The organism is Delftia sp. ZNC0008 (assembly GCF_000799035.1).
Lineage (GTDB): Bacteria > Pseudomonadota > Gammaproteobacteria > Burkholderiales > Burkholderiaceae_C > Comamonas > Comamonas tsuruhatensis.
In genome coordinates this window covers 1-20,983 of record NZ_JTKZ01000828.1, presented here as the reverse complement: position 1 = coordinate 20,983, position 20,983 = coordinate 1, and the positions used below count along the sequence as shown (strand labels likewise).

The 20,983-nt window shown below is 64.6% G+C and carries 27 protein-coding genes; 22 read left to right on the top strand and 5 right to left on the bottom strand.

Translation table 11 applies throughout. The features are described 5' to 3' along the window. Position 1 precedes the first annotated feature (1 nt). The 3 genes from L995_RS34035 to L995_RS34935 form a co-directional block, all read right to left on the bottom strand. Positions 2–994: a hypothetical protein gene (locus L995_RS34035; RefSeq protein ID WP_016446702.1), complete on the bottom strand. Its 993-nt coding sequence runs from the start codon at positions 992–994 to the stop codon at positions 2–4. Positions 995–1,021: 27 nt separating this feature from the next. After that, the gene (locus L995_RS33515; RefSeq protein ID WP_156136141.1) at positions 1,022–1,183 is read right to left on the bottom strand and encodes a hypothetical protein; all 162 of its coding nucleotides are present in this window, start codon (positions 1,181–1,183) and stop codon (positions 1,022–1,024) included. A 143-nt stretch (positions 1,184–1,326) separates the two neighbouring features. After that, complete coding sequence (locus L995_RS34935; RefSeq protein WP_080650103.1) at positions 1,327–1,584, bottom strand: helix-turn-helix domain-containing protein; 258 nt, start codon at positions 1,582–1,584, stop codon at positions 1,327–1,329. A gap of 109 nt (positions 1,585–1,693) precedes the next feature. On the opposite strand from L995_RS34935, the gene L995_RS26500 reads away from it, so the two are divergent. From L995_RS26500 to mmsB, 22 genes are all read left to right on the top strand, one after another. After that, complete coding sequence (locus tag L995_RS26500; RefSeq protein ID WP_016446704.1) at positions 1,694–2,125, top strand: helix-turn-helix domain-containing protein; 432 nt, start codon at positions 1,694–1,696, stop codon at positions 2,123–2,125. A gap of 541 nt (positions 2,126–2,666) precedes the next feature. Further along, a complete protein-coding gene (locus L995_RS34030; RefSeq protein WP_197065193.1) occupies positions 2,667–3,278 on the top strand; it encodes a hypothetical protein in 612 nt (203 codons plus the stop codon). 76 nt (positions 3,279–3,354) lie between these two features. Beyond that, positions 3,355–3,579 (top strand): hypothetical protein, encoded by a 225-nt coding sequence (locus L995_RS33510; protein ID WP_133073428.1) that lies wholly within the window; start codon positions 3,355–3,357, stop codon positions 3,577–3,579. 1 nt (position 3,580) lies between these two features. Continuing rightward, a complete protein-coding gene (locus tag L995_RS26490; protein WP_231574538.1) occupies positions 3,581–3,925 on the top strand; it encodes a DUF2513 domain-containing protein in 345 nt (114 codons plus the stop codon). Between the two features lie 347 nt (positions 3,926–4,272). After that, on the top strand, positions 4,273–4,647 hold the full coding sequence (locus L995_RS26485; protein WP_016446708.1) for a putative holin: 375 nt from the start codon (positions 4,273–4,275) through the stop codon (positions 4,645–4,647). A 71-nt stretch (positions 4,648–4,718) separates the two neighbouring features. Continuing rightward, on the top strand, positions 4,719–5,270 hold the full coding sequence (locus tag L995_RS26480) for a transglycosylase SLT domain-containing protein (RefSeq protein ID WP_016446709.1): 552 nt from the start codon (positions 4,719–4,721) through the stop codon (positions 5,268–5,270). A gap of 26 nt (positions 5,271–5,296) precedes the next feature. Next, the gene (locus L995_RS31505) at positions 5,297–5,701 is read left to right on the top strand and encodes a hypothetical protein (protein ID WP_052195872.1); all 405 of its coding nucleotides are present in this window, start codon (positions 5,297–5,299) and stop codon (positions 5,699–5,701) included. After that, positions 5,676–5,804 carry a hypothetical protein gene (locus tag L995_RS34740; RefSeq protein ID WP_262985015.1) on the top strand — a complete coding sequence of 43 codons (129 nt, stop codon included), beginning with the start codon at positions 5,676–5,678 and terminating at the stop codon, positions 5,802–5,804. Before L995_RS31505 ends, L995_RS34740 begins: the two co-directional genes overlap by 26 nt. Beyond that, positions 5,801–6,133, top strand: a complete 333-nt coding sequence (locus L995_RS26470; protein ID WP_016446711.1) for a DUF2730 family protein — start codon at positions 5,801–5,803, stop codon at positions 6,131–6,133. Before L995_RS34740 ends, L995_RS26470 begins: the two co-directional genes overlap by 4 nt. A gap of 3 nt (positions 6,134–6,136) precedes the next feature. Beyond that, positions 6,137–6,433: a VpaChn25_0724 family phage protein gene (locus L995_RS26465; protein WP_016446712.1), complete on the top strand. Its 297-nt coding sequence runs from the start codon at positions 6,137–6,139 to the stop codon at positions 6,431–6,433. Between the two features lie 3 nt (positions 6,434–6,436). Beyond that, positions 6,437–6,979, top strand: coding sequence for a phage protein Gp27 family protein (locus L995_RS26460; RefSeq protein WP_016446713.1), 543 nt, complete (start codon positions 6,437–6,439; stop codon positions 6,977–6,979). Beyond that, positions 6,976–8,400: a phage terminase large subunit family protein gene (locus L995_RS26455; protein ID WP_016446714.1), complete on the top strand. Its 1,425-nt coding sequence runs from the start codon at positions 6,976–6,978 to the stop codon at positions 8,398–8,400. The genes L995_RS26460 and L995_RS26455 overlap by 4 nt, the downstream gene beginning before the upstream one ends. Positions 8,401–8,446: 46 nt before the next feature. Continuing rightward, entirely contained in the window at positions 8,447–9,958 is a 1,512-nt protein-coding gene (locus tag L995_RS26450; protein ID WP_231574539.1) for a DUF935 domain-containing protein, read from the top strand. Positions 9,959–9,961: 3 nt separating this feature from the next. Further along, positions 9,962–10,834: a phage head morphogenesis protein gene (locus L995_RS26445; protein ID WP_016446716.1), complete on the top strand. Its 873-nt coding sequence runs from the start codon at positions 9,962–9,964 to the stop codon at positions 10,832–10,834. Between the two features lie 2 nt (positions 10,835–10,836). Beyond that, positions 10,837–11,280: a phage virion morphogenesis protein gene (locus tag L995_RS26440; RefSeq protein ID WP_016446717.1), complete on the top strand. Its 444-nt coding sequence runs from the start codon at positions 10,837–10,839 to the stop codon at positions 11,278–11,280. Between the two features lie 131 nt (positions 11,281–11,411). After that, positions 11,412–11,708: a hypothetical protein gene (locus tag L995_RS26435; RefSeq protein WP_231574537.1), complete on the top strand. Its 297-nt coding sequence runs from the start codon at positions 11,412–11,414 to the stop codon at positions 11,706–11,708. Between the two features lie 202 nt (positions 11,709–11,910). Then, complete coding sequence (locus tag L995_RS26430; RefSeq protein WP_012205523.1) at positions 11,911–13,434, top strand: CoA-acylating methylmalonate-semialdehyde dehydrogenase; 1,524 nt, start codon at positions 11,911–11,913, stop codon at positions 13,432–13,434. Positions 13,435–13,495: 61 nt separating this feature from the next. Beyond that, entirely contained in the window at positions 13,496–13,897 is a 402-nt protein-coding gene (locus L995_RS26425) for a lysozyme inhibitor LprI family protein (protein ID WP_052195871.1), read from the top strand. A gap of 79 nt (positions 13,898–13,976) precedes the next feature. Further along, positions 13,977–15,143, top strand: a complete 1,167-nt coding sequence (locus L995_RS26420; RefSeq protein ID WP_047474305.1) for an acyl-CoA dehydrogenase family protein — start codon at positions 13,977–13,979, stop codon at positions 15,141–15,143. 23 nt (positions 15,144–15,166) lie between these two features. Next, entirely contained in the window at positions 15,167–15,631 is a 465-nt protein-coding gene (locus L995_RS26415; RefSeq protein ID WP_047474303.1) for a TfoX/Sxy family protein, read from the top strand. 22 nt (positions 15,632–15,653) lie between these two features. Next, complete coding sequence (locus L995_RS26410; RefSeq protein ID WP_047474301.1) at positions 15,654–16,133, top strand: DUF488 domain-containing protein; 480 nt, start codon at positions 15,654–15,656, stop codon at positions 16,131–16,133. Between the two features lie 37 nt (positions 16,134–16,170). Continuing rightward, on the top strand, positions 16,171–17,067 hold the full coding sequence (gene mmsB, locus L995_RS26405) for a 3-hydroxyisobutyrate dehydrogenase (protein ID WP_047474299.1): 897 nt from the start codon (positions 16,171–16,173) through the stop codon (positions 17,065–17,067). A 438-nt stretch (positions 17,068–17,505) separates the two neighbouring features. Here mmsB and L995_RS26400 read toward each other — a convergent pair whose 3' ends face one another. Both L995_RS26400 and L995_RS26395 read right to left on the bottom strand, forming a co-directional pair. Further along, on the bottom strand, positions 17,506–19,668 hold the full coding sequence (locus L995_RS26400; RefSeq protein ID WP_047474297.1) for a TonB-dependent receptor family protein: 2,163 nt from the start codon (positions 19,666–19,668) through the stop codon (positions 17,506–17,508). 245 nt (positions 19,669–19,913) lie between these two features. Then, positions 19,914–20,983: aminotransferase-like domain-containing protein (locus L995_RS26395; RefSeq protein WP_047474294.1), on the bottom strand; the 1,070-nt coding region annotated here is incomplete at its 5' end.

The window sequence follows — 20,983 nt, the reverse complement described above, 5'->3', positions numbered from 1 at the left end:
CTCACTGCCCTGCAGATTCGCGCTCGGCCTGGCGCGCGGCCATCGCCTCTATCGCCTCGGCAGACATCCAGACCGGCTTCAGGCGCTCCTCGAAGTTGACGGTAATACCGAACTCGGCGGAGATATCGACCAACTGCTGGCAGAGCATCTCCACCGATTGGCGAGCCATCACCTGCATGGCATCGCGCGCTGCGCCTTCGATGGCTGCGTCGGCCACCTTGAACACCCGGCGGAGGGCGATCAGTGACGCGGCGGAGGCTTCCCGGATCTCGGTTTCCAGGGCTTCTTCTTCCAGGCTACGGGCTTCGCTGCCCTTGCGCGGCTTGAACTTCTTGGTGGTCTGCTCCTCTAGGCGCGTGATCATCTCGGCCTTGGACTCCAGCACGCGGTCCTTGGCCTCAATGGTCTCCTGGGCCTCCTGCACCTGGGCCGTGAGGGCTTCTTTCTCCTTGGCGTGGCGCGCGATGATCTCTTCGGCCAGGTCGACGAACGATTCCTTGTCGCCCGCCTTGGCCGCTTCGACCAGGGCCAGCTTCTGGTCCTCGGGCAGCTTGCGGTACTGCCGCATCTCGCGGTAGCCAATGCCCATGCGTGACATGGATTCGAGGGCTTCTTCGCCAAGGGATTTGAGGTTCCGAAGGTCTTCATCTACCTGCTGGTGAGAACGCCCGAGCAGTCCACAAAACTCCTCCCAAGTGCCTGACATAAACCGCTGACCGTCAGCAGTTTTTTGCCCCTTCAGCGCCTTGTACAGCTTGGTTTCCTTGACGTGCGCAAGCTTGGAAGTGCTGACCGTCAGCGAAAAATTGGCGAAGGCATCGGCCATCTGCGCCTGCCCCAGCAACTGGTTCAGCAGGTCGCGCTCTTCGCTATAGCCAGCCTGGATGGCCTGGAACTGGTCTGCGGCATGGGTTGCGGTTTGCAGCGCGCCTTCGATCACACCTGCGTCGCGCAGGGTCGCTGCGGCTATGGGTTTGCGCCCGGCATTGCTCATGTTGATTCTTCCTATCAATTCAGGGGGTCAGGTGCGGCTGAAGCGCTGCACCACGTCTTGGAGGTTCTGCTCACCGGCGCGGATGGCGGCGGCATGGCGCAGCGATATCTGGACCACGTGGGGACTCAGGCGCCAGCGGTCGCCATCGGGCGTGCGCTCAGCCCAGCCTGCGGTGTGCAGATTTGCCATGTCCCGAGTCACAACGCTGGTGGAACAGCCCATGGAGCGTGAAATCGCGGTAGGGGCCAAACCCTGCAGTTCATGACCGGCAAGCAAATTAATGAGCCGTAGCACGCGCTGCTGAGCGGCATTTGTGTAATCAGTAGACCGGCTCATACAGAAGTGCTCGTGTGACGCGACGCTATTGCCGGCTCGCGCTTGCGGCGCAAGGTAGGCTGCCCAGAGCTCGGCCACATAGCCTCTACCGTCATTCCGGTGACATCAGAGATCTTCTTGGCAATGCGCTCAGATTTCGCATGCCCATTGATCACGTGGGAAACCATGGAACGGGAGACTTCCAACTCTTCGGCTATAGCCGTGGGCGTTGTGCCGCACATACGAATGGCTGCTTTGATCTGTTCGGGGTGCATCGTCTGTTACCCTTTGACTCAACTTGTTTAGGTGACAACAGCAATTTGCTGTGTGGACTCAATTATGGGAAAGAAAACTTTCCCTTGCAAGCAATTTGGGAAAATTTTCATGACCATCGGAGACCGCCTGCGGGAGGAGAGAACCCGCTTAGGGATGAGCCAGCCCGCTTTCGCCGCGCTGGCAGGTACAACGAAGCAGACGCTGTTTTCATGGGAGTCAGGGCGTACAGCGCCAGATGGCTTCCAGTTGGCTGCTCTAGCTGCGCAGGGTGTGGATGTCCTCTACGTGCTAACCGGCAAGCACCAGGAAACCGTTGGGGAGCAACCTGACGACGAGCGCAAGCTGCTCAACGGTTTCCGGCTTTGTGCCCCAGAAGCGCGGCAAAACCTCATCCAGACTGCAGCGCTTTTCGCCGCTGGTCTTGCTCCTCAAACCTCGCCCTCATCAATGCCAGGCAGCATGGTGATGTCCAACTTGGGCAACAACAACGTTCAAGTCGGGCACAGCGCTAACGTGCGCATTAAGAAATCGAAACCATAGGAGACAGGTTGATGCTGGAGGGAGTGTTGGCGCTGCTGGCGAAACTGCTACCACGCCAAAGGATGTCCGAATTGGGCTCGGGCAACATGCAGGTAGGAAGTGCACAAGGCGATGTGGTGAGTAGCGTGACACACCACACGCAGCACATAACCATCATTCAAACTCAAGGGACCGTGCCAGAAGCTGCGCCTCCAATCAGCGCACCCAGCGCTGCGGAGCAGTCGGCGGTGCTACGCCGTATGGGACAACTGCGTGATCGGATAGCAGTCTTGAACTTCATGGAAGACCAGTTCGGCACTCGGATGGTCATACATCTGAAGCCCGAACAGCTGTATCGACTTAACCGATACCTAGACGTCGTTCTGCGAGACCCGCGAAACGTGAAGCATCCACCTAAGACACCTGCCGCGAAATAAATGAAAGAAGAGATTCAATAAATTCTCGATTCCGCATTGACGTCGCTGGTGATTCTGCTGGTTCGCGCCTGAATTTGAAGGCAAGCAGGATTGGTCGCCACATACGAAAAATGACAGTTTGGAGAGTGGACAAAATTGTCCGTTTCCAGGAGGAAATAATGGTAAAGCATGCTGCAATCTTGGTAATTTTGTTGATAGCCGCGCCCGCTTGGGCGGTCAACAAATGCAAAGGGTCTGACGGCAAAGTCATCTTTCAAGATGCACCATGCCTTGGTGAAGGCGCAAAGATTGACGTGCGTCCTGCAAGTGGAGCGGCCGGGGGTACTTCAACTGCCGAGAGTCAAGCGGCACTTGATCGCCTCAAGCAAAGTAACGCACTGTCAGAAGCGATAAGGACTCATAAGCCGATGGTGGGCATGACGGTGGCACAGCTTGAAAAAGCGATGGGGCTGGCAACGAAAGTCAATGCAGACAACTACAACGGGACCACGCGGGAGCAAGTGATTTACGAGCGTCCGAGCGAAACTTGGCTTGTGTACACCCGCAACGGCATCGTGGAGTCGTTCCAGCATCGACCTGGTGCACCAATCGGTATGCCCAATCCGCGCATGTCTGGACCTTGCCCTACCCAACATGAGATCAACAGCGCAATCACGTCGGCCTCAAGCATGACGCTCTCTGACCTGGAGCGAGCCGAGCGCTGGAAAGCGATCAAGGCGATGCAGGCCTGCAAATAGCTAATGCATCGGTGTTGATGCTTATCTCTCGCGCGCCTGCTTAAGCGTCGCGGTCAATCAAACCCTGGGAAATGACATGGCTAAAAACACCGCAGACCAACTTGATCCAGAGGCTCAGCAATACATTGCTTTCAAGCGCTGGCTACGTCAGCCTGGCGGGCTACCGGCGCAGCCTTTGACGAATGACGCAGCAGGAATGTTTGCCTACATCGAGGACGCGCTGTGGGTCGCTTGGAGCGCGGGCTATAGAGAGGGTGCGCGGCTCAATCGCAGCGACGGGGGAATCTCGAATGAAGCGTGACATGGACTTCATCCGCCGCATCGTTTTGGCGGCCCGAGACGGAACAACGCCCGTGCGTAGCCTAGACGGTGTGGCCCCCGAGGTATTCGCAGAGCATGTGCGCTTGCTGGACGAAGCCGGATTGGTGGGCGCGGCGATTCAGGTGGTGCAGCAACGAGCCACAGCTGCGCTGGTGTGGCGGCTTACCTGGGCAGGACATGAGTTTGCCGATGCCGTCAGCAATGACACGCTTTGGCACAAGGCCAAGGATTCGGTGATCAAACCAACGGGGTCATGGACCTTCAGCGTCCTGCTCGATTACCTCAAGTCCGAGATCACCAAGGGGTTGCCCGGCTTGCCCTTCTAGCGTGCCCCTGAGTTCCATCGCACAGTTGTAGATGCATATTGCGCCGCACTCGATAAGGCGTCGGCCTGTCTCCGAATCTTCCTGCTGCGCGTTCTCCATGCGTTTTTTTATTTGCTGGTCCCAGCGCTGAAGTAGCACTGCAAGTGCCCGGCGCATATCAGGCGAAACGGGTGCTCGTTCACTCATAGGGGTTTCTGCAGAAATACTGTCGCAGAGCCCGCGCGGTATAGATGAGTCATGCATTGCAATTGGAGCTGTCAGTTCATGGTCCGCCCATGGTGATGTCTCGCTCCCCATCGCAGTAATTGAAGCGTTTCATTGAAAGCGCCTCGCGCGCGCGCGGCACCATGCCGGGCATGAAACTACGCGACTCCATCCCCCTTTGGCTGCGCGCTCCGCGCAATTCTCTTTGGCTGCTTTCTGCGGCGCTGCTATTGGCGTTGATTGCGCTGATCTCACCGCAGCAATTGCCAGTGGCCCTTTACAAGGCATCGCTGATCTCGCTGGCGGCGGTGCTGGGCTATTGGCTCGACAGGGCGCTGTTCCCCTATGCGCGCCCCGATAGCTACCTGGTGCGTGATTGGCGCCTGGGCTCGACCGAGCCCGAAGGCGATGTGGACCATCCCGTGGTGCCTGCCTACACGCGGGTGTTCTCGGCTGCAATGCTGCGCCGCGCCCTGGTCGTTGCGGCCGTGGTGCTGGGCGTGGCCATGGGGCTGTGATGCGCCGGGGCAGCCGAGTTCCTTCCTGGGTGTGGTGGCTGGTTGCGGCTGCATGTCTGGCATCGCTGGTAATGGACCCAGCCCAAGCCCAGATCCCGCCTGCCGCTCAGCAGCATCGGGCATTGCTGACACGCACGGCGCATGCGGTCTGGGGCCTCGATGCCCCCATTGCGGTGTTTGCCGCGCAGGTGCACCAAGAGAGCGGATGGCGGCCCGATGCCGTCTCACGCGTGGGTGCTGCAGGCCTGGCCCAGTTCATGCCCGCCACCTCGCGCTGGATCTCCACGACTGATGCGCAGTTGCGCGACAACCAGCCCTTCAATCCCGCATGGGCGCTGCGCGCATTGGTCCTGTATGACCGCCACCTGTTCCAGCGTGCGCCGGCCCACTATTCGGCACGCGACCGCATGTGGGTGGCTCTGCGGGGCTACAACGGCGGGGAGGGCCACTGGCGCGCAGAGGCGGCAACCACGGGGCTGACCAGGCCGACGCGCGACCAGGTGGATGCGGCATGCGGCAAGGCTCGTCGCGCCGTGCTGCACTGCCACGAGAACCTCGGCTATCCCCACCGCATCCTGGTCGTGCTGCAGCCGCACTATCTGCAATGGGGACCGGGACTATGAACCGGCCAGCGCTTGCTCTTTCCATCGTGCTCGCCGGGCTGCTGCTGACCGCTGCGGCCGGCGTCGTGGGCTATCGACGCGGCCATGTCGCGGGCCTGGCAGCCGAGGCGGCTCGTCAGGATGCAGCCGCTGTGCAGGAGCTCACCGGCCTCATCACATCGCAGCGCGATCTGATCGACCAAGCCAACACCGCCAGCGCAGGCCTGCGCGAGACCATGGCCGCCCGCGTTGTGCAGGACCAGCGTTTTTCCAAGGAGTTTCGTAATGCGCTCAAGCTTTCGGCTGCTGCCCGTGCTGGCTGCCGCTTTGATGATGACAGCGTGCGCCAGCTCGGCGCCGCGCGCGACCGCGCCGCTGCAGCAACCTTCGGCAGTGGTTCCGGCAGCAGCAATGCAGCCATGCCCGGTGCCTCCAATTCTCTCCAGCGGTGAGGCCGACGACGTGGCCGCTGCTCTGATGGACATGTATGGCCTCTACGGGCAGTGCGCCGCGTTGCATGCCGACCTGGTGCGGGTGCTGGAGGGCGGTCGATGAAAGAGGAAATCAGCCTGGGGCTGCAAATCATCGCCGGGGTGCTGCTGCCCGTAGCGACAGCCATCTACACCTGGATCGCCACCCGCGACAAGGACAACACGGTGCACATAAAGGCCGTGGAGGAGGCCATGGGCAAGCAGATGGCGGCGCTGCTCAGCCGCACTGACAAGCTGGAAACCCAGGTGAAGTACATGCCGACGCCGCAGCAGTTGTCCGAGCTGCAGGGCGACATGCAGGCCATGCAGGCGACTCAGGAGGCCATCCAGCGCGACATGACCACCGTGCGCATTTCCCTGAACCGGATTGAAGACTATCTGCTGAAGAAATAGACCATGAACGATTTTGCAACTCATCTGGCCGAGGACCGGCGCCTGGTGATCCTGCGCGTGCTGCTGGAGAGCGCGGGCTACACGGCCAACGAGTACCTGCTGCACTCCATGGTGGAGCGGCTGGGCCATGTGGTCTCGGCCGACCGCATCCAGACGGATCTGGCATGGCTCAAAGAGCAGGGCTTGATTGCCGTGGACGAAGTCGCAGGCGTGCGCATTGCCAAGCTGATGGGCCGTGGCGAGGACACGGCGCGCGGTCGGGTCGAGGTGCCGGGCGTCAAGCGCCCTCGGGCGGGTTGAGCCATGGCGCGCAAGTCCACTGTGGCAATGCAGGACGATGCCATTCTGCAGGAGGTTCATGCTCTCATTCGCAGGGGGCGCACCATCAACGAGATCACCGAGGCGCTGAAGGCGTTGGGTGCCGACGTTTCGCGTTCTGCCACGGCGCGCTATGTGAAGTCCGAGCGCGAGAGCATGAGGCAGATGGTCAAGGCCCAGACCATGGCGCGCGCCTGGGTGGAAGAATTCGGAAAAGAGCCGGACGGCGATGTGGGCCGGCTGCTGCCGCAGATGCTGGAGGCCATTGCGCACCGCACTCTGGACGATATGGCCGAGGCTGAAGCCACCACGCCAAAGGAAGTGCATGTGATGGCGCGGGCGCTCAAAGACCTGAGCGGCACCAAGCGGGAAAACATCAACATGGAGCTGCTCTTGCGCAAGGCGCGTGAGGAGGAGCGGCTACAGCTGCTGGCAGAGCAGAAGGCCGCGTTGGATGCAATGCCCAACAAGGGCGGCGTCACTGCCGACACCAAGGCCAAGATCCGCGAAGCATTGGGGATCGTATGAAGCTCAAGGGCCGAGCCAAGTGCATCCCCCGCGACCGCGAAGCCATTTTCCTGCCGTTTCAGGCGGAATGGATCAAGGATGGCTCCCGCATCAAGCTCATGGAGAAGTCGCGGCAGATCGGCATCAGTTGGTCCACGGCCTATGGTGCGGACGAGCGCGCGGCTGCTCAGGGCGCGCGATTTGACGAATGGGTCAGCAGCCGCGACGACATCCAGGCACGGCTGTTCATTGAAGACTGCAAGCTGTGGGCCGGCATCATGGGAATGGCCGCGCAGGACATGGGCGAAGTCGTGCTCGATGCCGACAAGAAGCTCAGCGCCTATGTGCTGCAGTTCGCCAGCGGCCGACGCATCCACAGCATGTCCAGCAACCCGGATGCCCAGGCTGGCAAGCGAGGCAGCCGCGTTCTGGATGAGTTCGCGCTGCACCGTGAGCAGCGCAAGATGTGGGCCATCGCCTATCCAGGCATCACCTGGGGCGGCAGCATGGAACTGATCAGCACGCACCGGGGCTCGTACAGCTTTTTCAACCAGCTGGTGCGCGAGGCCCGCCACGGCGGCAATCCCAAGAAAATCAGCCTGCACCGGGTCACCCTGCAGGATGCGCTGGACCAAGGCTTTCTCTTCAAGCTGCAGCAGGCCTTGCCCGCCGATGCCGAGCAGCAGGACATGGACGAGGCCGAGTACTTCGACTTCACCAAGTCAGGCGCAGCAGATGCGGAATCGTTCGACCAGGAGTACATGTGCATCCCGGCTGACGACGACGCCAAGTTTCTGGAGTACGGGCTGATCACGGCGTGTGAGTACCCGGGTGGTACCGACTGGCGACGCGGCCTGCAGGGGCCGTTCCAGGGCCGTTTGTTCGCTGGCGTGGACATTGGCCGCAAGAAGGACTTGACCGTGCTGTGGGTGGTCGAGCAGCTGGGCGACGTGTTCTACACGCGGCACGTCGAGGTCATGGAGAAGATGCGCAAGAGCGACCAGGAAAAGATTCTTTGGCCCTGGTTCGAGATCTGCGACCGCATCTGCATCGACTCCACGGGCCTGGGCATCGGATGGACCGACGATGCACAGGATAAGTTCGGCGAGCACCGCGTCGAAGGGGTGAGCTTCACCGGCCAGGTCAAGGAAGCCTTGGCCTACCCGCTCAAGGGCGCCATGGAGGATCGCAAGATCCGCATCCCCGAAGACCCGAAGATCCGCGCCGACCTGCGCAAGATCCAGAAGACCACCACTGCGGCCGGGAACATTCGCTTTGTCGCAGATGGCGACGACAGCACCAAGGTCAACGGCCACGCCGACCGCTTTTGGGCGCTCGCGCTGGCCCTGCACGCGGGCAGCAATCCATCCGCCCCCATCGAATTCATGAGCGGCGGCCCGCGTGATGGCAGCCAGCCGCTGGGAGATTTCATCTATGGCTAGAAACCGCCGCAACCGGCAATCAACCTCGGTCCAGCCCTTGGCCACAGTGCCGGCCGCAGAGCTCAATACCGAGTTCGCCAACCGCCTGCGCGACCCCTTCGAGCAGAACTACATGGGGGTGTTGTGCACCAATGACCCTCTGCTGCTGGAGCGGGGCAATGGCGGTGTCGAGCTGTACCGCGACCTGCGCCGCGACGGCAAAGTGTTCTCCGGTCTGCAAAAACGCCAGTTGTCCTTGATCGGCAAGGCCTGGCAGGTGGAGCCGCGCGTCAAGGACAACGCCAAAGCCACTCAGGACGCCGAGACCCTCACCACCATCCTCAAGGGCTTTGCCTTTGACAAGCTGTGTGCGGATCTCCTCGAGGCGCTGCTGGCTGGGCACGCCATCGCCGAGATCATCTGGACCATCCGCGACGACCTGGTCGTGCCCGCGCGTGTCGTCAAGCGCGCCCAGCGGCGCTTTGTCTATGTCCAGGACGACGAGCACAGCCCACCCCGGCTGCAACTGCTCACGCGCGAGAACATGCTGACTGGCTTGCCCGTCCCTGAGCGCAAGTTCATCGTCCACCGCGTCAACCCCGAGGACGACAACCCCTACGGCACTGGCCTGGGCCTGCAGCTCTTCTGGCCCGTGTTCTTCAAGCGCAAGGGTATCGTCGCCTGGAACAAGCTGTGCGACCGCTTCGGCTCGCCCACGCCGCATGGCAAGTACCCTCGCCAGGCCAGCCCGAAGGAAAAGGGCACGCTGGCCGACGCGCTGCGAGCCATGAGCAACGACGGGTATCTGATGACGCCCGAAGGCATGGAGATCGCGCTGCTGGAAAGCAAGCTCAGCGGCAACGTGACCACGCAGCAGCAGCTGTGCGAGTACATGGACGACTGGATCAGCGAGGTGCTGACGGGCCAGGAGCCCGCGCGCTCGGGTGGAGGTGCGCTCGCTGCGGCCAGCAAGGAGCGCCAGAACGTGCGCCAGGACTTGACCCAGGCCGACAGCGATCTGCTGTCCGAAACGCTCAATGAAACGCTCATCGCCTGGATCTGCGAGTACAACGGCTTGGAGCCCTGCCAGGTGTCCCGCCAGATCAAGGAAGAGGAAGACACCAAGGCCCAGGCCGAAGCCGACAAGATCGTCTCCGACATGGGCTTCGAGCTGGACGAGAACACGGTCAGGGCCAAGTACGGCGAAGGCTGGAGCAAAAAGGCAGCCAGCCCACCTCCCATCAGTACGCCTGCAGCCAACATCCCGCCAGGCAATGGCCTGCCGCCCATGGCACCGAGCAACTTTGCGGAGCCGACAGCAAAACCGAACGCACCCGATGCGCTCGACGCGCTGATCGACCAGGAGCAGGCGCAGTGGCAGCCAGTCATGGACCCGCTGGTCGCGCCCCTGCGTGCGTTGCTTGCCGACGCCGCCGCCCGAGGCCAGACGGCGGGTGAGCTGCTGGCCCGGCTGCCCGAGGTTCTGGCAGCAATGGACGCCGATCCGATGGCCGCTTCATTGACACGCGTGGCGTTTGCAGCCCGGTTGGCTGCAGATGCTGGCATTCCAAATGAGTAAGCCATGAGCGCAGCCAGCGATTTTGCAGAACTCCACAAGCTCACGCCGGCCGAGGCGGTGGCCTGGCTACAAGGCCGGGGCAAGTTGGCCCGCTCGTACGCCTGGCAGGACGTCTGGGAGGATGAGCACAGCGTGCAGTTCACCATCAGCCGCTTGGCTCGGCTGGATCTCCTGCAGGGGGTCTACGACGCCATTGTCGAGTCGGTGCAAGGCAATCTGAGCCGCCGAGACTTCATGCGCGACGTTGAAGAATTGCTCACACGCGCGGGCTGGTGGGGTATCAAGGCCGTGAAAGACCCGCTCGACGGGGAAATCAAGCGCACCCGTTTCGATCCGGCCCGCCTGAAGCTGATCTACGACACAAACACGCGCCAAGCCTATGCCACAGGGTTATGGGAGCGCATGGAGCGGTCCAAGCGCACCCATCCCTATGTGCGGTACATCACGCGCCGCGACGAGCGCGTGCGGGCCAGCCACCGGGCCTGGGACAACCTGGTGCTGCCCGTTGATGATCCATTCTGGCGCACCCACTGGCCGCCCAACGGGTGGCGCTGCCGCTGCCGGGTGATGTCCATGAGCCAGCGCGACTACGACAAGGGCTACACCCTGGAGAGGCCCGGTGCCGAATACGACTCGGACGCCCCAGCGGTGCGCAAGCCGCTCAACAAGCAGGCCCCCGAGGTCCGTATGCACGAGTACGTCAACCCCCGTTCCGGCGAAGTGCAGGAAGTGCCGCTGGGGATCGATCCCGGGTTTGCCTACAACCCCGGCCAGGCGCGCAAGCAGGCGCTGCAGGGCCAGGTCGACGCCAAGCTGCGGGCAGCATCTCCCGATCTGGCCTCGGCCGCCCGGCGCGCCGGCCTGGGCAAGGAGTAGCAATGCTGGACGTTCGCATTGATGACCGGGCTTTTGTGGACTATCTGGCGCAGGTCCGGCAGCGGCTCAGTGACCTGACGCCGGTGATGCAGGGCATCGGCATGGAGATGGAGGGGCGCATCAGCGCAAGATTCGAGAGCCGCACGGACCCATGGGGCAATAGCTGGGCGCCGTGGGAGCCGGCTACCCGTGAGTCATACCCGGAGGATGGCAATCGGCGCCTGCTCGACCGCTACGGCGATATGCTGGCGAGCCTGAACCATTCAGCCGATGCAAACAGTGTGCGGGTCGGATTTGGGGACCCTGTCGCCGTCTACCATGAGTGGGGCACGAAGCACATGGCGCGGCGGGGCATGGTGTTCGGTGAACCTGATGCGGGCACGTTGGCCGATGAGGATGCGCAGGCGGTGCTGGACATCATTTCGGTGTGGCTGGACCAAGCCTGACCAGTTTCCAGGTGTGCAAATGAATTGCAAAACCCTGTGCCACTTCATCCCGCCTGCGTGCCACCAAATCCCAAATATCTCATCTCTCCTTCTTTCTTTATCTCACCTCCCTTCAGGAAGAGCGCGAGTACGTGCACCGCGCGCTGAGCACGCGTGACCGCCGCCAGCACCAGCTCACGCTCACCGAAAAGGGCCGGGCCCTGCTGGCCGCCAGCGTGCCGCTGGTGGACCAGGCCTATCACCGCCTGGTCTCTCCGCTGGAAGACGAGGAACTGCAGGAGCTTTTGCGCCTGCTGACCAAGCTGGAGTCCGGCCTGGGCGCCAGCGCCCGCGTGAAGCTGGAGCCGCTGCACAAGCCCGCCGCCCGCGCCGTACACCACTCCAGCCCCGCTGCAGACGACCGCCTGCCGGCCACCGGTACGGACTGAGCCTTCAAGCCCTGAACCCGCATGGCCTGCGAACACCGCAGGCCATGTTTTTTGGCGTGGCCGAGTTGGCATGCCGATGTGCAAAAACGCACACGCATACTGCAAACATCTCCATTGCTTGCGAAAAACCGCACAGCTACCATGCGATGAACGCCCGGCGCACGGCATGCCGGGCTGACACCACCGCAACAGGAGACAAGCCATGAATGCATCCACGTCCGCCAAGGTTTTGGCGCCCACGGTCAAGCTGCTGATCAACGGCAAGCTGGTCGAATCCCAAAGCACCCAATGGCGCGATGTGGTCAACCCGGCCACGCAGGAAGTGCTGGCCCGCGTGCCCTTTGCCACGCCCGACGAGGTCAACGCCGCCGTCGCCAACGCCAAGGAAGCCTTCAAGACCTGGCGCAAGACCCCCATTGGCCAGCGCGCCCGCATCTTCCTGAAGCTGCAGCAGCTGATCCGCGAGAACATGAAGGAGCTGGCCGCGCTGCTGACCGCCGAACAGGGCAAGACCCTGCCTGACGCGGAGGGCGATGTCTTCCGCGGCCTGGAAGTGGTGGAGCATGCGGCCAACATCGGCTCGCTGCAGCTGGGCGAGCTGGCCAACAACGTGGCCAACGGCGTGGACACCTATTCCGTGCTGCAGCCCCTGGGCGTGTGCGCGGGCATCACCCCCTTCAACTTCCCGGCCATGATTCCGCTGTGGATGTTCCCCATGGCCATTGCCACGGGCAACACCTTCGTGCTCAAGCCATCCGAGCAGGACCCCATGGTCACCATGCGCCTGTGCGAACTGGCCCTGGAAGCCGGCATTCCGCCCGGCGTGCTGAACGTGGTGCACGGCGGCGAGGACGTGGTCAACGCCATCTGCGACCACCCCGACATCAAGGCCATCAGCTTCGTGGGCTCCACCAAGGTCGGCACCCATGTCTACAACCGCGCCAGCCTGGCCGGCAAGCGCGTGCAATGCATGATGGGTGCCAAGAACCACGCCATCGTCATGCCTGACGCCAACAAGGAGCAAACGCTCAACGCCCTGCTGGGCGCAGCCTTCGGCGCGGCAGGCCAGCGCTGCATGGCGCTGTCGGTGGCCGTGCTGGTGGGCGATGCACAGAAGTGGATTCCCGAGCTGGTGGAAAAGTCCAAGACCCTCAAGGTCAGCGGTGGCACCGAGCCCGGTACCGACGTGGGCCCGCTGGTGTCCTGCGCGGCGCTGTCGCGTGTGGAAAGCCTGATCGAACGCGGCCTGGCCGACGGCGCCAAGCTGGAACTGGACGGCCGCAAGCCCCAGGTGGCCGGCTACGACAAGGGCAACTTCGTCGGCCCCACCGTGTTCAGCGGCGTCAAGCCCGGCATGAGCGTATATGACCAGGAAATCTTCGGCCCCGTGCTGTGCCTGGCGGCTGCCGACAGCCTGGACGAGGCCATCGAGTTCATCAACGCCAACCCCAACGGCAACGGCACGGCCATCTTCACGCAGTCGGGCGCTGCGGCGCGCAAGTTCCAGGAAGACATCGACGTGGGCCAGGTCGGCATCAACGTGCCGATTCCCGTGCCGGTTCCGCTGTTCTCCTTCACGGGCAGCCGCGCCTCCAAGCTGGGCGACCTGGGCCCCTACGGCAAGCAGGTCGTGCTGTTCTACACGCAGACCAAGACCGTCACGGCGCGCTGGTTCGACGACAGCACCACCAGCCAGGGCGTGAACACCACCATCAGCCTGCGCTGATGCACGGGTGGGCGGGCCTGGACTGATCCGGGGCAGGCCCCGGCTCTGGGATGATGGCGGCATGCGTTTTCCAATGACCGCCTCCCTCTCCCGGAGCCTGGGTGCCGCCTTGCTCACCGCCCTGGCCGCCCTGCCCCTGACCCTTCACGCGCAGGCCGGTGCAGCCTGCGACCCGGCCTCCACCGCCGCCGCCAGCCGCAATGCCTGCGCGGTCCAGGCCTTCCAGGAGGCCGACACCGCGCTCAACATCCGCTACCTGGACGTCATGCAGCAACTGCCCCAGGGCAAGCGCACGGGCCTGCGCCACGACCAGAACGGCTGGATCAAGGGCCGCACGGCGCGCTGCAAGGCCGCCACGCGCGACAGCGAAACCCAGCCCGAAGGCCCGCGCCTGTACCACGAATGCCTCACGGCCGCGACACAGGAGCGCATGCAGGCGCTGGAGCGCTGGCTGCAGCACTGACCGCCGCAGCACCCACAGCCATCGAAAGCCCCCCAGAACAACAAGGGCCCCAGAGCCCAACGCAGGAGACAAGCCAGCCATGGACTTCGAACTCAACGACGACCAGCGCGCCTTTGCCGAATCGGCCCGCGCCTTTGCCCAGGCCGAACTCGCGCCCCATGCCGCGCACTGGGACCGTGAATCCATCTTCCCGCGCGAGGCCATCGCCAAGGCGGGCGAACTGGGCTTTTGCGGCCTGTACGCGCCCGAGAACGCAGGCGGCCTGCAGCTGCCGCGCCTGGACGCCACCATGGTCTTCGAGGAACTGGCCGCCGTCGATCCCTCCACCACCGCCTTCATCACCATCCACAACATGGCCACCTGGATGCTGGGCACCTGGGCCACCGACGCCGTGCGCGCCGAATGGGGCGAGGCCCTGACCAGCGGCCGCAAGCTGGCCAGCTACTGCCTGACCGAGCCCGGCGCGGGCTCGGACGCCGGCTCGCTCAAGACCCGGGCCGAACTGGCGGGGCATGAATACATCATCAACGGCGCCAAGGCCTTCATCAGCGGCGCGGGCAGCACCGACATGCTGGTGCTGATGGCCAGAACGGGCGACGCAGGCTCGGGCGCCAGCGGCATCTCCGCCTTTGCCGTGCCCGCCGACCTGCCCGGCATCAGCTACGGCAAGAAAGAAGAGAAGATGGGCTGGAACAGCCAGCCCACGCGCGTCATCAGCTTCGACAACGTGCGCATTCCCGCGCACAACCTGCTGGGCCGCGAGGGCGAAGGCTTCAAGATCGCCATGAAGGGCCTGGACGGCGGGCGCATCAACATCGCCACCTGCTCCGTGGGCGCCGCCCAGGGCGCACTCACCCAGGCCCAGCAGTACATGCACGAGCGCAAGCAGTTCGGCAAGCCGATTGCCAGCTTCCAGGCCCTGCAGTTCAGGCTGGCCGACATGGCCACCGAACTCGTGGCCGCGCGCCAGATGGTGCGCCTGGCCGCCTCCAAGCTCGATGCCGGCGCGCGCGACGCTTCCACCTACTGCGCCATGGCCAAGCGCTTTGCCACCGATGCCGGCTTCATGGTCTGCAACGAAGCCCTGCAACTGCACGGCGGCTACGGCTACATCCGCGAATACCCGCTGGAGCGCCTCATGCGCGATGCCCGAGTGCACCAGATCCTCGAAGGCACGAACGAAATCATGCGCGTCATCATCGCGCGGCGCATGCTGGAAGGCGATGCGCCGGACATGATCCGCTGATCCATCCACATCCAGTCCGCGCCATGCCCGCCCGCCCGCTCTCCGACACCACGCTGCATCTCATAGACGCCGTGCGCGAAGCCTTGGCCGGCTGCGACGACGTGCAGGAAAAGCGCATGTTCGGCTGCCATGTCTTCATGGTCAACGGCAAGCTGTGCCTGGGCGTGGAAGACGACGAGCTGCTGGTGCGCCTGCCGCCCTCGCAGCACGCGGCCGTGGCCGAGACGCCGGGCCTGCGCCCGCTATCGTCCAAGGGCCAGATGGACGGCTACTTCTTCATCGGCCCCGCCGCCTACGCCACGCGCCAGCAGTGGCAGCACTGGATTGCCCAGGCCCTGGCCTTCAACCCCCACGCCAAGGCCACTCCCCCGAAAAAGCGCAAGGCCCAGGCCAGCAAACCCGCGCCCGCCGACGCAAAGACACCGCCAGAGCCGCCCGCCCCGGCCGGGCGCCGCACACGCAAGCACCCCATCTTCGGCGACGAATAAGCCCCCTTTGCAGGAGAGCCCCATGCCCATCCGCATCGTCCAGCTAGGCAGCCCCCGCCACGCCGATGAAGGCCTGCGCATAGGCACCGTGCGCCGCCCGCCGCGCGGCGTGCCCAAGGCCGAATTCGCCAGCCGCGACTACTACGACGTCTGGTACCCCGAACTCTCGCCCCAGCCCGACACCATGCACACCGCGCTCGAATCGCACCGCCTGCAGGACCACGGCCAGCAGGCCGAGGCCGACAAGCTCTGGCAGCAATTCGTGCGCAAATTCCGCAAGGAAATGGCCGAACCCGCCGCCAGCCGCACCCTGGACCTGCTGGCCGCCCTCTCGCAGCACAGCGCCTTTGCCATCGGCTGCTACTGCGAGCAGGAGGCGCGCTGCCACCGCGGCATCCTGCGCTCCCTGCTCAAGGAACGCGGCGCCGACATTGCGAACGGTGACAAGGACACCGGCGACATGGACCCCGGCGAAAACTACACCGGCGACACCGGCCACTGAGACACACCACAAGCTTCACAACACAGGAGACAAGCACATGCAGATCGCATTCATCGGACTCGGCAACATGGGCGGCCCCATGGCCATCAACCTGCACAAGGCCGGCCACACGGTCAAGGCCTTCGACCTCTCCAAGGACGCCTGCGCCAAGGTCGCTGCAGAGGGCGTGAGCATTGCCGCCAGCGCCGAAGACGCCGTGCAGGGCGCAGAAGCCGTGGTCTCCATGCTCCCCGCCAGCCAGCACGTGGAAGGCCTCTTCCTCGGCCGTGACGGCGCGACCGGCCTGCTGCAGCGCGTTGCCAAGGGCGCGCTCATCATCGACAGCTCCACCATCGCCGCCGCCACCAGCCAAAAGGTCGCCAAGGCCGCCGAAGCCGCAGGCATCGCCTTCATCGACGCCCCCGTCTCCGGCGGCACGGGCGGCGCCATTGCAGGCACCCTCACCTTCATGGTGGGCGGCAGCGACGCCGACCTGGAGCGCGCCCGCCCCCTGCTCGAAAAAATGGGCGCCAACATCTTCCACGCCGGCGCCGTGGGCGCGGGCCAGACCGCCAAGATCTGCAACAACATGCTGCTGGGCATCCTCATGATCGGCACCAGCGAAGCCATCGCCCTGGGCGTGGCCAACGGCCTGGACCCCAAGGTCCTCAGCGAAATCATGCGCCGCAGCTCGGGCGGCAACTGGGCCCTGGAAAAATACAACCCATTCCCCGGCGTCCACGAAAACGCCCCCGCCTCCAAGAACTACGCAGGCGGCTTCGGCACCGACCTCATGCTCAAGGACCTGGGCCTGGCCCAGGAAAACGCCATGGCCGTCAAAGCCTCCACGCCCCTGGGCGGCATGGCCCGCGCCATGTACGCCATGCACTCCATCGCAGGCAACGGCGCCCTGGACTTCTCCAGCGTCATCCGCTCCCTGCAAAAGAACGGCTGACGCCCCCGGCCCCGCCCCATCTCCCCGCCCCCAATCCCGTATGCCCGCGCCTGCGTCGGGCCGCCTGCGGGGTTGCAGTCCTGCCGAAGGACAGGACTGCTTCGTCAACTGACTCGCCGCAGTTGTCTGAACGGAGCGCGCAGCGCGCAGTGAGTTCTGCGGCGAACCCCGCAGGCGGCCCGACGCAGGTTGCCCCGCAGCGCAGCGAAGGGGTCGCGGGCATTCGGGCGCGTTTCTTTGCCTACTTTACGCAGGTTGCCCCGCAGCGCAGCGAAGGGGTCGCGGACATTCGGGTCGTCTTTCTTTTGCCTCCTTTTCTTCGGCCGGCGTACCGGTGACGAATCAAAGAAAAGGAGGTCGGCCGCCGGGCCGAGACCCGGCCTCGAAAAACAACCCCCCGGCAGGGACCAAAAAGTTCAGGCCCCTGCAATAGCAGCCTCAGAACGGCAACGTCCCCTGCACATACAACGTCCGAGGCATCCCCACATACTTGCCCCCGTTGTTGTCCGTAGACCGCGTGTAGTACCTGCGATCAAACAGATTCTTGACCCCCACGGCCATCCGCAGATTGCCCAGCGACTTGCCAAAGTCATAGCCCGCACGCAGGCCCACGGTTGCAAACCCGGGAATATCGCCCAGCCGCCCCGCAGCATCTTCCTGCGTCACATACTGCGTGCCCGACCCCGGAGAGCGCTGCTTCGATTGCGCGGCCAGGTCCGCATTCAGCGTCCACTGCCCCAGCGCATAGCGCGCCCACAGCTGGCCCGTGTGGCGCGAGTACAGCGGCAGGTCGCGCCCCGCGAAATCGCCGGCGCGCGAGACGGCCTCGGTATAGGTATAGGACACACCCGCCGTCAGCCCCTTGAGCGCGGCATTCCACTGGCCCAGGTCGTAGCGCAGCGAGGACTCGATGCCGCGGTGGCGCGTGGCGCCCAGGTCGGTCCAGATACCGTCCACGCCCACGCGGGTCAGCAGCAGTTCCTTGTCGAAGTCGATGTTGAACAGCGTCAGCTCGGCGTTCAGCGCCGGGCTGTTGTAGTGCGTGCCCACCTCATAGGTCTTGGCCGATTCGGGATGCAGGCCGCGCTCGGTCTGGGCCAGCTGCGCATACTGCTGCGGTCCGAAGGACTTGCCCGCGTTGGCGAACAGCGACCACTGCGCATTCATGCGGTAGAGCACGGACAGCGTGGGCAGGAGCTCGCGTGCATCGGCCTTGGGGAACAGCTGGCTGGTGACGGTGCTGCCGTCGGCGCCCAGGTTGCTGACGTTGTTGAAGGAGTTGATGCGTTCGTAGCGCACGCCGGGCGTGATGGTCCAGTTGCCGATGTCGATGCGGTCATCGATGTAGAAGGCATGGGCCGTGGTGCCGCCCTGGCTGGTCTGGTAGGGCGTGATCGGCAGGGCCATGGCGTTGGCCATGGTGGCGGGGTTGTAGTAGGCGGTGCGCAGCGCGACCTCGGAGCTGCTTTCCTTGAGGTAGCGGTAGCCCACGCTGACTTCCTGCACCACGGAGCCGGTCTCGAACAGGCGCGAGTAGCGCGGCTCGATGCCGAAGTAGTGGTAGCTGCGCGGCGCGGCGGTCAGGCGGCGCTGGTTGGCGTTGTCCTGCTCGATGTGGCTGCCGCGGAACGAGTCCACGTAGTAGCCCAGCACCTCGAAGTTGTTGCGCCCGTCCTTGTGGTTGTACTTGAACGAGGCATCGGTGCGGCGGCCGTCGAAGCTGTCGTAGGAGCGCGTGGACTGGAACGGGTTGGCCGCGTACTGCGCCGTGGTCAGGCCGCCGGGCATGCGGCCCGAGCCCTCGAAGTGGTGCAGCGACACGGCGATGTCGTCCTGGGCCGAGATGCGGTAGGCGCCCTTGAGCAGGATGTCGTCGATATCGGTCTTGTCATTGCCTGCGCGCCAGCCGTCGCCATGCGTGCCCGAGTACAGCAGGGCCAGGCCCAGGCCGGATTCGCTGGTGCCGCCCACGAACAGGCTGGGCGTGGTCTTGGCATTGCCGCCGTGGCTGTAGAACTCGGTGCCCACCGAGGCCTCGGCCGCGAAGGTCTTGGGAATGGCGCGCGTGACGAAGTTGATGATGCCGCCCACGTTCTGGGGGCCGTAGCGCACCGAGCCCGCGCCGCGGATCACGTCCACCGACTCCAGGTTGCCCAGCGAGACGGGCGCCAGCGACAGCTGGGGCTGGCCGTAGGGCGCGTAGGAGACGGGCACGCCGTCCATCAGCACATACGAGCGCGGCGACAGGCGTGCCGTCAGGCCGCGCACGCCGATGTTCAGCGACACATCGCTGCCGCCCGTGCCGTTGCTGTCCTGCACCTGCACGCCGGGCACCAGGCGCAGCACGTCGCGCAGGCTGGAGGAGCCGGTTTCCTCGATGCGCGCCCGCTCGACGATGGTGCGCGCGCCGGCATGGTCCAGTACTTTTTCCTCGCTGGGGTTGTCCAGCCAGTTGCCCGTGACGGTGATGGTGGACAGGCCGGCCTCGGGTGCGGTGGTGGTGGGCGATGGTGCCTGTGCCGACGCCTGCAGCGACAGCAGGGCGGCGGCGACAGCGGCCGCGCAGCGTGTGAGCGTGGCGCAGTGATTGCTGGAAACCATGGAAAACTTCCTTTGTGCCTCTGGGAATGGTGCAGCGCTGAAGGGTCGGCTGGCAGGCTGCAGGACGCGTGGCGGCGGGCGAGGCGGAAGCAGGAGACAAGGACCGGTCAGCATGCATGGCGGCAATGCCGGTTCGGTGCGCGAGTCTAAATGAGAATCATCCAGCCGGCACCAGGCTGGCAGCAGCTGCGTGGGGTCGCGTTGCCCAGGCGCTACAGCGCAGGTGCCGCCAGCGCAGCGGGCGCTTACCCTGCTGCTTTTGCTGCTGGAAGGGACTGCATTGCGCGGGCCAGCTCGCCCAGCGTGGCCAGGGCCTGCCCGGTCTCGTCGCTCCAGTCATGGCCGTAGTTCAGCCGCAGGCAATGGCCGAAGGCCTGCGAGGCCGAGAAGATCGGCCCCGGCGCCACGCTGATGCCGCGCGCCAGCGCTGCGCGGTGCAGGGCCAGCGCATCGCAGTACGGCGGCAGCTCTATCCACATGAAGTAGCCGCCCTCGGGCCGCGTGGCCCGCGTGCCTTGTGGAAAGTGGCGGGCAATGGCCGATGCCATGTGGTCCCGCTGCAGGGCCAGGCTCTGGCGCAGGCGGCGCAGGTGGCGGTCCACGCCACCGCTTTCCAGGTAGTCGGCCAGCGCCTGCTGGCTGGGGGCATTGGTGGCCAGCGTGGTGGTGAGCTTTTGCCGCGCCACGGCGCGCGTGAAGCGGCCCGGAGCGGTCCAGCCCACGCGCCAGCCGGGCGCCAGGCACTTGGAGAAAGAGGCGCAGTGCAGCACCCAGCCCTCGGTGTCGAAGGCCTTGGCCGGTGGCGGGCGGTGTTCGCCAAAGTACAGCTCGCCGTAGACATCGTCCTCGATCAGCGGCAGCTGGTGGCGCGTGGCCAGTTCCACCAGGGCCTTCTTGCGCGCCTCGGGCATCAGGCTGCCCAGCGGATTCTGGAAGCTGGTCATCAACCAGATGGCCTGGGGCCGGTGGCGCTGCACGGCGGTCTCCAGCGCGGCCAGGTCCATGCCTTCGCCGGGATGCGTGGGCACCTCGATGGCGGACAGCCCCATGCGCTCCAGAGCCTGCAGCGCGCCATAGAAGCAGGGCGATTCGATGACCACGGCGCCACCGGGCCGCGTGACGGCGGCCAGACACAGGTTCAGTGCCTCCAGCGCGCCATTGGTAATGACCAGGTCGGACGGTGACAGTGCCAGACCGTCGGCCAGGTAGCGCCGCGCGATCTGGCGTCGCAATGCCATGCTGCCGGGCGTGAGGTCGTCGAGGGCGCTGCGCGGATCGGCCTGGCGCGCGGCGCGGGCCAGGGCCTGGCCCAGGC